Raw genomic sequence first — 12,820 nt, 5'->3', positions numbered from 1 at the left:
TTTTTCATGATGCATCACTCATGTGATTATATGGTCGGGGCGGTATGATTCGAACATACGACCCTCTGCTCCCAAAGCAGATGCGCTACCAGGCTGCGCTACGCCCCGACTGGAGATAAATATTCTCAAACTTATGCGGTTCTAGAGTAAACTCGGGTGTGTTCCAACAAAAATAATTAAAAAGTTGTAGGTATTTTATGAAGATTGGTTTGAATTGTCACTTTACGGTATCGTTTACCCCTTTCCCTTTAATTAAACCATAATGATATCCAATGCTAAATATTACTTTATACCGAATTACTTGTTGGAGAATATTTGATGGCGAACCAAATCTCCGACCTTAATGCCAAACTCTGATACGGCTCCAGCATTAAGCTCCAAAACCGCACGCGCTCGAAATTCACCAGTAATTAGTTTCTCACTGAGCGGAACAGCCCCCTCATAAATGTAGTTAATGCGCCCTCTGGAATTTATAAATAGCATGTCTAATGCCACATAAGTGTTTTTCATCCACATAGAAATCTTTGAATTTGGTTTATAAACGAACAACATGCCGTTCTTTCGAGGCAACGAGCGCCGGTACATCAAACCCATTGCCTTCTGGCTCCGAGTAACTGCAAGCTCAACAGATAGTTTTTGCGAGGTGCCACCACTTTCTATCACCAATGTAGAAGTAGGAGAGGTTGACCCTGCGTAGCACTGACCACCAGCCAACAATACTATCCATATCAACGCTACGAACCTAGAAGGCGCAGTAAAACGACTCAAAATTTTCTTACGGCCATTGATGCGACTATAAGCAAATGAACTATAATTTAGTGCCACTGCGCGAAGCATGAGGTAACTGCATAATGAGACAGAATGGAAGACCTATGTGAACTGAATAATCAATAACAGCATTAATAAAAGTATGACCCATATAACCATAGTGCCAGCACTTGTTGCCCGTGCAGCAATGCTCTCGGGGCCACTATGGTATCGAACTTGTTTAATAACGTACTTTAAACACTCCATCATCATGCCACGAATCGCAACCGCCGCCAGACTTATACTGTATAAAATATTCCTTACGATTATGCTGCCGGCGCGCCGGTAAAACCAATCAAAATCAAGAACAGTTGATCTTAATTCGGGTGGATATAGCCCAGTTTTTTGAAGAACAGCAAAAGCAAGAGCAGAAAACATGAGAAGCTGGAGCATAGTCACCACATGGGTTGTGGTATAAGGGATATAATCTACCGGGTAAGGCAAGATGTCATAAAGTGGTTGAGGATAGACCCCTATTCCAAAACATAAAATAGCAGCAATACCCATAGCTAATAACATATTTGTGGGAGCTTCCTTGGGCCGTAATCCCGAATCATGAGCAAAAAATGCGAAAAAAGGTATTTTTATTCCGGAATGATGGAAGACACCCGCTGAGGCGAAAAGCAGCAAAAGAAATGGAACCAGATAATCTTGATCAGCAGCTGCAGTCAAAATCATTGATTTAGTAACAAAACCAGAAAACAGTGGGAACCCAGAAATAGCTGCCGAGCCGACAATACAAAGGCCAGTAGTCCAAGGCATAGTTTTATAAAGACCGCCCAGTTCAGAGCCCTTTGCGGTTCCTACGCGATATAGCACAGCACCCATCGCCATAAACAAAAGAGCTTTGTATAAAATATGCGCAAAAGCATGACTGACAGCACCGTTGATAGCTAGTTGAGTGCCAATACCTACACCGGCCACCATGAAACCTAATTGATTATTTAGTGAGTAGGCAAGAACACGCCGCAGATCATTTTCTATAACTGCAAAGAATATCGGAAATGCTGTCATTGCTGCCCCAATCCAAACAAGCAACTCCGTTCCAGGATAGCCTCGCGCCAGTGCATATATTGCCAACTTGGTTGTAAATGCCGAGAGAAAAACAGTACCTGTTGGAGAGGCCTCTGGATAGGCATCCTGAAGCCAATTGTGCATTAGAGGGAACGCACATTTGATACCAAAGGCCAAGAAAATAAGGATGCCCCCTGGCCCATCCAAACCAATGAAGTTAAAAGCTAAGGATCCTGTTTCTTGAGCCTGCACCACAGCTCCAGCAGCTAACAGCACGCCTGAGAAAATTTGTATGATGAGGTAACGCATGCCCGCGTCATACGCTCTGTTATTGCCGCCAGCCCATATGATGAATACTGAGGTGAGTGCCGTAAGCTCCCAATAAACAAAAAGTGTTATCAGGTCGCCCGCGAAGGCAGCTCCGATAGCAGCACCCGCATAAGCCAACGCAGCTGTTTGCTCCATTACATCCTTAGAATGTAACGAAAAAAGAATAGCAACAAATGCCGCGATATAAAAAATAATACCAAAAATGAAAGAGAGGGCATCAATCCGAACATGCATAAGCTCGTACCCAAATAATGATACTTCCCCAAAACTTCCGTGTTCAAGTGAGAGAAGGCTCAAGAGCCCAGCGACAGGTAATAAGAGTAAGTACCCTTTCCTTAGCCAACCTTTCGGGATTATCGGAACAAGAAAGGCCCCTATTATCAATATTAACCCGGGAGGAATATCAACGATCATAATAATCTTCATCCCGCATTAAAAATTTCCTCAGTTCCCTTGAAACGAGAACCAGTAAAAAAGAAAGACCAAATCCAAATATACCAAAGAAGCCAAATATCTTCTCAAAAGCATAATGGGTATGCTTGTGATAGAATGCGTCACTAACAACAAGAGCAATACAAATAAACACGAGCGAATAAAAAATTTTCCTTACGTTTCTCGCGTCATCTAACCAAAACTGCTTTTCATTAGAGGTCTTTTTTTTCACTCTCGCGCTCCGGGCGATTTTAGAAGGAGATCCTGGTACTTTTTTTAAACCCTTTCTCAATCCATTTTTAGATAGCTTTTTGGCAGGAGAACTTTTCTTCTTGGATATTATTGATCTCTTTGAAACAGCATTTTTTCTAATTTCTTTTGTGATCGGCTTTTTTGCCATATTCGATCCCTACCGCCCCCAAATCATATGCCGGCTATCGGGGAGAGAAACCCCGCAAGATCATCAGCTATGAAAAAAGCTCCGATCGTCAGAACGCTTGCCGTACAAATACCTATTAAACACAATAACGGCGCTTCTTGTATACCCGTGCCCCGATCTTTCCTTTTTCCAGAGGCCTTTGCTTCAGGGTGTCTAAAAAAGGCCCGAAGTACTATGGGCAGAAGGTACGCCGCAGAAAGAAGAGAACTACCCATCCAGACAAACATAAAAATTATATAATCGGACTCAGCTGTACCCATCATGAGATACCATTTTGACAAAGCCCCACCCGCAGGGGGGATACCTATAATTCCAAAGCACCCTACCAAGAAACAAGCCATTGTTATTGGCATTCGTCGTCCAATTCCATCAAGCTGACTAATTTCCGTCTTGTGCGCAGCTACCAAAATTGCGCCAGCACAGAAAAAAAGCGTTATCTTAGCAGTAGCATGCATCACGATGTGCATACTAGCTCCAACGATGCCAGCACCAGTCGCCATCGCCGCCCCGAGTATTATGTATGAAAGCTGGCTTATAGTCGAATAAGCTAGTCTCGCTTTAAGGTTATCTTTACGAAATGCTATTACAGCCGATATTAGAAGAGTTGCACCTGCAATTATTGCTAGGAATAGAGAACCGTCAGATCCATTTAAGGTCTCTAATCCAAACAAATATACAATCACCTTTATGACTGTGAATACGCCAGCTTTAACTACTGCAACAGCGTGCAAAAGTGCGCTTACGGGTGTTGGTGCTACCATCGCAGCTGGCAACCAACGATGGAATGGCATCAACGCTGCTTTGCCTACACCAAACATAAAAAGTAAAAGCAAGACCGTAATTATGGGGCCGTCGGCCTTTTCGGCTAGGATGCCTCCCTCCGTGAAATCGAGAGTGCCAGTTAAGGCATATGTCCAAACAATGGCAAACAGTTGAAAACCAATTGATGTACCAATTAAAATTCCAAGGTAAATACGACCCGCTTTTTTTGTTTCTTCAGTTCCATGATGGGTAACGAGTGGGAAAGTACACAGTGTGAGCACTTCGTAAAAAATAAAAAGCGTCAACATATTTCCGGCAAATGCAACACCTATAGCCGCAGTAATAGAGATCGCAAAAAAGAAATAGAACTTCGTCTGGTTTACTTCATGGTGGCCGCGCATGTATCCGATTGCATATATCGATGTAACTATCCAGAGAAAGCTCGCGACGCAGGCAAAGATCATACCCAATGGTTCGATTGTAAAAGCGATAGATAATCCCGGCAGCATCTCAAGTAGAGTAATGCTCGGACGGATGCCAGATTCCACTGTTGGCACTAAATGCGCCACACAAAGAAACAAGAATCCGGCAGTAACTAAGGTTACGGCCTCGCGCAAATTGGGATAAGACCCCGTGAGAATGATAAAGACAGCCCCAATCAAAGGTACAGCGAAGCAAGCGTAGATCAGAGCCTCAGCACTCATTGCGCGACTCCTATCATCAAGAAGCTAGCGGCAGCCATCGCAATATCTACAGTCCGGCCGGCATCAATGCCGAAGTATATACTCGCCCCCGTTAAAATAAATAAGGGAATCAACATACTTAATGGAGGTTCAGGCAATAATGCAGCGCGCTTCGGCGGCGCATGGAAATACGCAACTTCAACCACTCGCCAAATATAAATCACAGCCAGAAGTGAACTTACTAGAATAAGAGCAGCGACAAACCACATTTCTTTGTCAAGCGCTGCCGACACAAGATACCACTTACTGATGAATCCCGCTGTCAAGGGAACTCCGATGAGTCCTAACCCTGCGATAACAAAACAACCAGTGGTGATCGGCATGCGTTTTCCGATACCAGCCATATCATCTAGACGCACAGAGGCAATCCGATAAAACATGCCTCCTACCGCCATGAAAAGTGCCCCTTTTACCAAGGCGTGATTAAAAAGGTGAATGATTCCTCCAGCTAACCCAGTGGTAGTAATAAAGCTAATTCCGAGGACCATGTAACCAATTTGAGCTATGCTGGAGTATGCCAGCATCCGTTTTATGTTGGTTTGGTATATAGCCACTAAAGAACCGACAAACATTGCTGCTACCGACAAAATCATAAGAACTTCGCCAATGACAAATAATGGTTCGCCGCCGAAAACCGTAAATATCATGCGTAGAAGAGCATACACTGCCACTTTTGTAGCCGTGGCGGCTAAAAAAATCGTAACGACGGACGGGGCAAAAGTGTATGCATTTGGCAGCCACATGTGCAATGGAAAAATTGCAAGCTTAAGGCTAAGCCCCACAACAATGAAAGCGATAGCAACTTGGATAGTACGCGTTTCCGCAACTGCTGGTATACGATTTGCTAGATCTGCCATGTTAAGTGTACCAGTCATCATATACATCATACCTACACCTATGATGTAGAATGTCGCTCCCACTGTTCCCATAATGAGATAGCGATAAGCAGCTGTTAGTGAGCGGCGATATCTCCCCATACTGATTAAAACATATGAGGAAAGAGATGATATCTCTAGAAAGACGAATAAATTGAAAGCATCGCCAGTAACAGCTATCCCTAATAAACCGCAGAGGCAAAGCAGATACATTGTATAAAACAAATATATTCGTGCATCGGGAATTTCAGAAGATACACTAGCGTGCGCATAGGGAAGTACCACGGCGCCTATCGAAGAGACAATAACCAATAAGAATGCGCTTAAGAGATCAATTTTATATTCGATACCAATTGGTGCTGCCCAATCACCAATGGGATAAGAGATCGCCCCGACAGAAAGCACCTCCACCAACAAATAAATAGCGATACCGAGGCAGATCCATGTCACTATAGTCGCCCAAAACCAGGCCCTATCGGAGCGTCTTAGAAGCAAACAAATAGGGGCGGCAATTAGAGGAAGCACAACTTGCAGAGCGGGGAGATTTGCTAACAACATCAGAAGTGTTTCTCCCGTCGCCGTTCCTCAGCTTCAATTTCATCCTCCTCAATCGAGCCATACGAGTCTCGAATACGCACAACCAATGCAAGTGCGAGAGCAGTCGTTGCCACACCAACCACAATTGCTGTTAAAATTAAAACGTGTGGTAGCGGGTTTGAATAAACAGTGACACCGTCGGCTATGATCGGTGCACTGCCATCCTGTACTTTACTCATGGATATATAAAATACAAAGACAGATACCTGAAAAATATTAAGCCCAACCACCTTTTTGATTAAATTGTGTTGTGCCATGACGATATAAAATCCTATCATCATCAGCACGATAAAAATCCAGTAGTTATATAAACCAGCGAATTGGTCCATCACTCGGACTCATCTTGGTTAGCAAAAACGTAAAAAATAGTAATCATAGAAGCAGCTACAGTCACTCCTACACCCAACTCAATCAATAAAATACCCAGATGCTGGCCAGCAACAGGATCGTCCAATAAAACTGAATAATTGAGGTATCTCCCGCCCAGTAACATACCCGCTATACCTACTCCTGCATAAAGCAGGAGCCCGGCTGACAGAAAAAATCTCCTTGCCCCAGGTGACAATACTTTCATTCCAACATCAACGCCGAAAATTAAAGCATAAAGTATAAAAGCACTCGCAAATATAACACCAGCTTGGAACCCCCCTCCGGGGCCAAAATCTCCATGGAACTGAACGTATAAGGCAAACAGCATAATCAACGGAATTAAAAGTTTTGAACAAACGCGTAAAACCTCTTTGTGCTGCATTTCACGGCGTCTGCGCTTGCTCAACGCTCTTAAATTTTTCATGGCCGTTCTCCAGAGCGGGTTCTCTTTTTCATCTTATTTTTCTTTTTACGGCGGCGCCCAAGTAATGCCAAAACTCCCGCGGCCGCAGTGAAAACAACTGTTACCTCTCCTAAGGTATCATAACCTCGATAGCTCGCTAGAATCGAGGTTACTACATTCGGCATTCCGGTCTGTTTTGGTCCGCGTTCGATATACTCTGGAGCAACGTGCTGGTGGATAGGGGCCATAGGATCACCATACCGAGGCATATCTAAAGTGCCATAAATAAGCGCTGAACCCACAACTACAACCACAGCCAAATGAGGCCAAGACACTCCTGGATCTGCTTTCTCGTGCGAGGTCGTGAGAGCTAAAGTACCTAACATTAAAACCGTTGCGATTCCGGCACCAACTGCCGCCTCAGTAAATGCAACGTCAACCGCGTCCATGACGACGTACAACACCGCAGCATTGAGGCTAAAACTACCTGAAAGCATAACTACTGCGAAGAGATTACGCAGCCAAAGCAGAGCCAAGGCGCTCACGACCATAAAGGTAAGGAGTGCGTAGAAGATTAAATTTTCTATGACGTCCCTCCCCTTTTTTTTCTTCGGCCAGTTTTTGGGTTTATTCCGCCCCAGAGTGCAGCTTGTGCCAATGCATGGGTTGTTGTCGGGTTTGTAATGAACAAAAATAAGGCTATCAACAGCAACTTACCACAGACTAGAAGAGCTGCTTTTGTCGACGGCAGAATTTCGAACGCCTGAATTGCCAGTCCTGAAAATAATAATAATATCCCGAGCGTTTCAATAATGCTTCCTGCATGCATCCGGCTGAATAAATCTGGCAGCCGAACAAGTCCAAACGCGCCGATTAAACAGAATACTGCACCAGAGCCTATCAGTGCCCAGCTGGTTATATCTAATGCTGTCTCACTCATATATCATCGACCTCTTCAATATTTGAGGTCCTTCCTAAGCGTGAAAACTTAATAAATTTTGTTACCGCAATGGTAGCTACAAAATTGATAAGTGCATAAACCATAGCAATGTCTAAAAATTCTGGGCGGCCATCAAGAAAACCATACAACGCTATTAAAATCACACTGAATGTCCCAAATGTGTTGACCGCAAGAATTCGGTCATAAACCGTTGGCCCTTGCACCGCTCTAAAAAGTACTAATGCCATTGATACTAGGGTGAGTGTAGCAGCAAATTCAAACACTCCCTGCTCCTTTTCCGCTAGTTTCAAGTTTTGTGACCTTATTGTCCATTTCTCCAGTCTTAACACCCGCAGCAGCCGCATTTGTTAATGCGTGAATACTCATTTCTCCGTCCTCAACATCAACTGTAACTGTTCCTGGGGTCAGCGTTATCGAATGCGAATAAACAACATTTCCCACCTCACTTAGTTGTGAGGCCTCAATCGTAAATATATGCGGCTGAATTTCCATGCGGGGTGAAACTATAATTTTAGCAACTTCAAAATTTGCCTTCACAATTTCCCAGAGTAGCCAAGGAAAATAAATGATCATTCCAAACCCAAGGTGGCTTGGATGCCCTTCGTGATCGATTACATCCATTCTATGAGCAACATAAAGCACGACCCCAATGGATAATACACCTAACAACAAAATCAACGTGTTATCGTATATCCCTGAAAGCAACAGCCATAACACCGCAAGCGTTATACCAGAACCGACATTGTGACGCACAATATCCCCCCTCGAAAAATTACTACCCAGTTATTATACATCCGCTTCACCTGTAAACAAAATTCCACGTTAATTCTTCGCATTTCTGCAAACATTGGGCAAGAAATGACCGGTTTTGGAGCATTGACAACGGATAATGTTACCAGGTCTCCATATCTACAAAAGACACCAATCATTAGCGTTTGTTTCCTAGCTCCTTACTTTCAAGAGAAGACGTATTTATTTCAGGTCCTTGCAATTCTTCTTAGTTTCTTTTCTTATTTGCACTTTTATAGAGAGCCAGGAGCATCGCGATCCCGCTTTAATAGTTGTTCCAATGGGTCCAATGTTGACCCCAAATTCATGAGTGATAGACGTAGTCGGCATTAATGTTCGCCCTGTATACCCTGCAGCATAAATGCCGTATATTGCATATGTTATGATATTTAACATATAATATGAGAACTTACATTTGGTCTTGTATAGTTCTTCCGTCAGACGTCGCTAGATCGATCGAACTATAAATCTATATCCATAACAAGTTCTAACATACAAGAGACCGATCTCTGTAAAACAGGTAATTTATAGAAACAGATTTAGACCTCATGGTAGGCTTGCGGCATTTACTCAAAAGAACTAAATTTTAAAAATTAGAATTCATATTCGAAATCTTGTTCATCGCATGAAAGATAACCTATGGATATGACCGGAGAATACCGTATTCCAGCCAGCCGCGAAGAGGTGTGGAAGGCATTGAATGACGTTGAAATATTAAAGCAATGCATTCCCGGATGTGAGGAAATTGAAAAACACTCCGAAACTGAGTTAAGTGCCAAGGTAACGGCAAAAGTAGGGCCGGTAAAAGCCAAATTTAATGGAAAAGTAACGCTATCTGACATAGATGCCCCAAACGGCTATACGATTGTTGGTGAAGGCACAGGGGGAGCAGCAGGTTTTGCTAAAGGCGGCGCTTCAGTAATTCTAAAAGCGGAAGGATCAGAAACTATTCTTTCATATGAAGCGAAAGCTGCAGTAGGCGGAAAACTAGCACAGATCGGCAGTCGATTAATTGACTCGACATCTAAAAAACTTGCCAATCAGTTCTTTAGCAATTTTGCAAAAGCGCTGGGTGCCGACGAAGAAGAAGACAAAGATTAAATATGGCGTCTCGGAATGATCAACATGTTAACAACAGTGCTGAGGGTCTGAGACCTGCAGCATGGATTACAATACTTATATGTGTAGCCCTATTGATGCCGCTCTTCTTTTTGTTATCTGGTTAGATATGTACTTAATATTGGTGATAAATTAGAAACCAGCATTTTGATGTATCAAAGAGGGAGAAAAAAAATGCCAAGCGTAACCATGAAGGTTAACGGCAAGGATGTCAGTGCAGAGGTCGAGCATCGGACTTTGCTTGTGCAATATTTACGGGATTATCTCAACATGACCGGCACTCACGTTGGCTGTGATACAAGTCAGTGTGGTTGTTGCGTCGTACATGTAAACGGTTCATCGGTTAAAAGTTGTACGATGCTAGCAGTACAGGCTGAAGGTGCGGATGTTGTTACAATCGAAGGCCTTGCTGATGGAGAGGATTTGCATCCAATGCAGGCAGCGTTTCGAGAACACCATGGCCTACAGTGTGGCTTTTGTACTCCGGGCATGGTTATGAGTGCCGTGGATCTTGCAAAAGAAAACCCAGACCCCTCAGAAACAGAAATTAGAGAATGGCTTGAGGGCAATATCTGCCGCTGTACCGGCTATCATAATATCGTAAAAGCAATTGCAGCTGGCACGAAAAACATGCAGGGTTAACGAACGTTGAACAGGATTTATGGTAAAATATAACGTTCACTTTTCATGCAGGTCATACTGATACTATAATCTTTTTTTAACGAGGTAAGGTAAGGCATTTCGTTTATCACAGTTAAATAGACAATCTTGAGTAATTTGGAATAACGGCCAACGATGCCTAACGGAAAAATTTATTATGTATAATTTTCAATATCATCGACCTAAGAATCTTGAGGAAGCTTCTCAAACGTTAGATGTGGGAGACGACCCAAAACTGATTGCTGGCGGAATGACAATTATACCAACTCTCAAACAAAGGTTAGCCCAACCGTCCGATTTGATTGATCTGGCAGATATAAATAATTTGGTTGGTATTAGCCTGCAAGATCAATCATTAGAAATAGGCTCTATGACGAGACACTGCGATGTTGCGAAATCTGAAATTATTAGTGAATTCATACCTGCACTGGCTAGTTTAGCAGGCCACATAGGGGATGCGCAGGTACGACACCGGGGCACAATAGGCGGTTCGTTGGCTAACAATGATCCTGCTGCCGATTATCCGGCCGGTGCACTTGGGCTTGGTGCAACAATAATTACTGATAAACGCGAAATTCTTGCCGACGACTTCTTTGTGGGTTTATTTGAAACGGCACTCGAGGATAATGAGATAATTACAGCAGTTAGATTCCCAAAGCCTAAACGTGCGGCCTACACAAAGTTTCCAAATCCCGCCTCACGTTATGCTATTGTTGGCGTTATGGTTGCCGAGACAAATAATGAAGTTCGCGTTGCAGTGACCGGAGCGGGAGACGATGGAGTCTTCAGAGAAGAAAAAATGGAGACTGCCCTTGCAAACAACTTCACGTCTGATGCAATTGCGGATATTAGCATTAGTGATGAAACTCTTTTGTCAGACATTCACGCTAGCGCAGAATACCGTGCGCATTTGATCAACGTAATGGCTCAGCGTGCAGTAGATAAAGCGACTTAGTACTTATCTGAATAGCCTAGCTCAGGCCTCTCCTGATTTAATTAGGAAAAAATATGTAAAAATTTTCCCGCCTTTCCAAACATAATGCCGCAATGAAATGGATTTAACATGGCAAAGCTTCCGACTTGTGTTGACGCAACTTTAGATTTGCTGAAAACAGGCAATTATATTGCCGACAGAAGCCTTGCTACAGCACTTTATTTATCGCTCTCACTTAATAAACCACTTTTCCTTGAGGGTGAGGCCGGCGTAGGTAAAACAGAAATTGCTAAAGTTTTGTCTAAAAGCCTTAATAGGCAGTTAATCCGGTTGCAATGTTATGAGGGTTTGGACATTTCCTCCGCAGTTTATGAGTGGAATTACGCCCGCCAAATGCTCGAAATACGCTTACAGGAAGCCTCCTCGGCAGCGAGCGACGCGACTGAGCTGACACGTACAATCTTTAAAGAGGATTTTTTAATCGAACGACCGTTGCTAAAAGCAATGCGGGGAACCAAAACTTGCGCGCCCCCGATATTACTTATTGACGAACTGGATCGTGCAGATGAACCTTTTGAAGCATACTTGCTGGAAACCCTGAGTGATTTTCAAGTTACAATCCCAGAGCTCGGAACAATTAAAAGTCCAAATCCCCCAATTGTTATCATTACATCCAATCGTACACGCGAGGTTCATGATGCTTTAAAACGACGTTGTTTTTATCATTGGGTTGATTATCCTGACGCATCCCGTGAACTCGACATCATCTCGGTAAAAGCCTCAAAGGCATCATCAGAACTGTCAGCGCAAATTGTTGGGTTCGTTCAAAAACTTAGATCCGGCAATTTATTTAAAGCTCCAGGGGTGGCAGAAACTATAGATTGGGCTCATGCGTTAACACAATTAGATTGTGTATCCCTCGACTCAAATATAATCGACGATACGGTGGGAGCTCTACTAAAATATCAGGATGATATTCAGAAGATACGTGGCTCAGAAGCAGGAAAATTACTTGAAGAAGTTAGGGCAGAGCTGTCAACGCCTGTAGAAATCGAATGACAGATAATGAGCGTACCCCTTATCAAAACATTGGACAAGGTAAGTTGGCCGAAAATATATTACATTTCGCTCGGCTTCTACGGTCAGCGGGATTACCTATTGGGCCGGGAAGTGTAATTGATGCGATCGCAGCGGTTAACAAAATAGAGCTTTCACAACGTTCGGATTTTTACTGGTGTCTGAACGCCGTGTTTGTAAATCGACATGATCAAATGGAGGTGTTCAATCAGGCGTTCCACATTTTTTGGCGTAATCCAAAATTCCTAGAGCGTATGTTGTCCCTTGCTCTTCCCTCAGCAGACGATGCTGTAGATGAAGCAGAAGCAATTCTACCCAGATTGGCTGAGGCATTCCCAGATTATCATCACCTCAATGAACAATTAGATGCACATGAATCAGAAAAACAATTCGATTCAGTTATGACCTGGAGCCAGAATGAAATGCTACGCGAACTAGATTTCGAGAAAATGACAAAAGCAGAAATGGAAGAAGCAAAAAAAATAATGAAAAAATTGACACTGCCTCTT

General features: G+C 43.3%; 16 protein-coding genes and 1 tRNA gene. 5 read left to right on the top strand and 12 right to left on the bottom strand.

The annotated features are described in order from the left end of the window. Positions 1-31: 31 nt before the first annotated feature. The 12 genes from VX941_07635 to VX941_07580 all read right to left on the bottom strand — a co-directional run bounded on the left by VX941_07635 (position 32) and on the right by VX941_07580 (position 8,485). Positions 32-108, bottom strand: a tRNA-Pro gene (locus tag VX941_07635). 189 nt (positions 109-297) lie between these two features. After that, positions 298-837 (bottom strand): DUF192 domain-containing protein, encoded by a 540-nt coding sequence (locus VX941_07630; GenBank protein ID MEE2933281.1) that lies wholly within the window; start codon positions 835-837, stop codon positions 298-300. Positions 838-870: 33 nt separating this feature from the next. Continuing rightward, positions 871-2,565 (bottom strand): Na(+)/H(+) antiporter subunit D, encoded by a 1,695-nt coding sequence (locus tag VX941_07625; protein ID MEE2933280.1) that lies wholly within the window; start codon positions 2,563-2,565, stop codon positions 871-873. Further along, positions 2,555-2,983, bottom strand: coding sequence for a hypothetical protein (locus VX941_07620; GenBank protein MEE2933279.1), 429 nt, complete (start codon positions 2,981-2,983; stop codon positions 2,555-2,557). Before VX941_07620 ends, VX941_07625 begins: the two co-directional genes overlap by 11 nt. 23 nt (positions 2,984-3,006) lie before the next feature. Beyond that, complete coding sequence (locus tag VX941_07615; GenBank protein ID MEE2933278.1) at positions 3,007-4,488, bottom strand: proton-conducting transporter membrane subunit; 1,482 nt, start codon at positions 4,486-4,488, stop codon at positions 3,007-3,009. Further along, on the bottom strand, positions 4,485-5,960 hold the full coding sequence (locus VX941_07610; protein MEE2933277.1) for a monovalent cation/H+ antiporter subunit D family protein: 1,476 nt from the start codon (positions 5,958-5,960) through the stop codon (positions 4,485-4,487). Before VX941_07610 ends, VX941_07615 begins: the two co-directional genes overlap by 4 nt. Then, complete coding sequence (locus VX941_07605; protein ID MEE2933276.1) at positions 5,960-6,328, bottom strand: cation:proton antiporter subunit C; 369 nt, start codon at positions 6,326-6,328, stop codon at positions 5,960-5,962. Before VX941_07605 ends, VX941_07610 begins: the two co-directional genes overlap by 1 nt. Further along, positions 6,328-6,792 (bottom strand): Na(+)/H(+) antiporter subunit B, encoded by a 465-nt coding sequence (locus VX941_07600; protein ID MEE2933275.1) that lies wholly within the window; start codon positions 6,790-6,792, stop codon positions 6,328-6,330. Before VX941_07600 ends, VX941_07605 begins: the two co-directional genes overlap by 1 nt. Continuing rightward, the gene (locus tag VX941_07595; GenBank protein ID MEE2933274.1) at positions 6,789-7,322 is read right to left on the bottom strand and encodes a DUF4040 domain-containing protein; all 534 of its coding nucleotides are present in this window, start codon (positions 7,320-7,322) and stop codon (positions 6,789-6,791) included. The genes VX941_07600 and VX941_07595 overlap by 4 nt, the downstream gene beginning before the upstream one ends. 32 nt (positions 7,323-7,354) lie before the next feature. Further along, on the bottom strand, positions 7,355-7,711 hold the full coding sequence (mnhG, locus tag VX941_07590; GenBank protein ID MEE2933273.1) for a monovalent cation/H(+) antiporter subunit G: 357 nt from the start codon (positions 7,709-7,711) through the stop codon (positions 7,355-7,357). Beyond that, a complete protein-coding gene (locus VX941_07585; GenBank protein ID MEE2933272.1) occupies positions 7,708-7,959 on the bottom strand; it encodes a monovalent cation/H+ antiporter complex subunit F in 252 nt (83 codons plus the stop codon). The genes mnhG and VX941_07585 overlap by 4 nt, the downstream gene beginning before the upstream one ends. A gap of 28 nt (positions 7,960-7,987) precedes the next feature. Continuing rightward, positions 7,988-8,485: a Na+/H+ antiporter subunit E gene (locus VX941_07580; protein ID MEE2933271.1), complete on the bottom strand. Its 498-nt coding sequence runs from the start codon at positions 8,483-8,485 to the stop codon at positions 7,988-7,990. Positions 8,486-9,166: 681 nt separating this feature from the next. Here VX941_07580 and VX941_07575 point away from each other — a divergent pair. From VX941_07575 to VX941_07555, 5 genes are all read left to right on the top strand, one after another. Next, on the top strand, positions 9,167-9,622 hold the full coding sequence (locus tag VX941_07575) for a carbon monoxide dehydrogenase subunit G (protein ID MEE2933270.1): 456 nt from the start codon (positions 9,167-9,169) through the stop codon (positions 9,620-9,622). Positions 9,623-9,814: 192 nt separating this feature from the next. Further along, positions 9,815-10,282 (top strand): (2Fe-2S)-binding protein, encoded by a 468-nt coding sequence (locus tag VX941_07570; protein MEE2933269.1) that lies wholly within the window; start codon positions 9,815-9,817, stop codon positions 10,280-10,282. Between the two features lie 175 nt (positions 10,283-10,457). Beyond that, positions 10,458-11,255: a xanthine dehydrogenase family protein subunit M gene (locus tag VX941_07565; protein MEE2933268.1), complete on the top strand. Its 798-nt coding sequence runs from the start codon at positions 10,458-10,460 to the stop codon at positions 11,253-11,255. A gap of 108 nt (positions 11,256-11,363) precedes the next feature. Further along, on the top strand, positions 11,364-12,293 hold the full coding sequence (locus VX941_07560) for a MoxR family ATPase (protein ID MEE2933267.1): 930 nt from the start codon (positions 11,364-11,366) through the stop codon (positions 12,291-12,293). Continuing rightward, a partial coding sequence (locus tag VX941_07555; GenBank protein ID MEE2933266.1) for a VWA domain-containing protein occupies positions 12,290-12,820 on the top strand: 531 nt, incomplete at its 3' end. The genes VX941_07560 and VX941_07555, both read left to right, overlap by 4 nt.

This window comes from Pseudomonadota bacterium, assembly GCA_036339585.1.
Lineage (GTDB): Bacteria > Pseudomonadota > Alphaproteobacteria > UBA8366 > UBA8366 > UBA8366.
The sequence above is the reverse complement of the archived record's forward strand: the minus strand, read 5'-3'. Positions and strand labels throughout refer to the sequence as shown.

Coding starts and splice junctions, on each gene's coding strand:
- VX941_07615 (MEE2933278.1), bottom strand. CDS start 4,488: ATGAGTGCTGAGGCTCTGATCTACGCTTGCTTCGCTGTACCTTTGATT.
- VX941_07570 (MEE2933269.1), top strand. CDS start 9,815: ATGCCAAGCGTAACCATGAAGGTTAACGGCAAGGATGTCAGTGCAGAG.
- VX941_07620 (MEE2933279.1), bottom strand. CDS start 2,983: ATGGCAAAAAAGCCGATCACAAAAGAAATTAGAAAAAATGCTGTTTCA.
- VX941_07560 (MEE2933267.1), top strand. CDS start 11,364: ATGGCAAAGCTTCCGACTTGTGTTGACGCAACTTTAGATTTGCTGAAA.
- VX941_07600 (MEE2933275.1), bottom strand. CDS start 6,792: ATGAAAAATTTAAGAGCGTTGAGCAAGCGCAGACGCCGTGAAATGCAG.
- VX941_07630 (MEE2933281.1), bottom strand. CDS start 837: ATGCTTCGCGCAGTGGCACTAAATTATAGTTCATTTGCTTATAGTCGC.
- VX941_07575 (MEE2933270.1), top strand. CDS start 9,167: ATGACCGGAGAATACCGTATTCCAGCCAGCCGCGAAGAGGTGTGGAAG.
- mnhG (MEE2933273.1), bottom strand. CDS start 7,711: ATGAGTGAGACAGCATTAGATATAACCAGCTGGGCACTGATAGGCTCT.
- VX941_07605 (MEE2933276.1), bottom strand. CDS start 6,328: ATGGACCAATTCGCTGGTTTATATAACTACTGGATTTTTATCGTGCTG.
- VX941_07565 (MEE2933268.1), top strand. CDS start 10,458: ATGTATAATTTTCAATATCATCGACCTAAGAATCTTGAGGAAGCTTCT.
- VX941_07585 (MEE2933272.1), bottom strand. CDS start 7,959: ATGGCATTAGTACTTTTTAGAGCGGTGCAAGGGCCAACGGTTTATGAC.
- VX941_07625 (MEE2933280.1), bottom strand. CDS start 2,565: ATGATCGTTGATATTCCTCCCGGGTTAATATTGATAATAGGGGCCTTT.
- VX941_07595 (MEE2933274.1), bottom strand. CDS start 7,322: ATGGTCGTGAGCGCCTTGGCTCTGCTTTGGCTGCGTAATCTCTTCGCA.
- VX941_07610 (MEE2933277.1), bottom strand. CDS start 5,960: ATGTTGTTAGCAAATCTCCCCGCTCTGCAAGTTGTGCTTCCTCTAATT.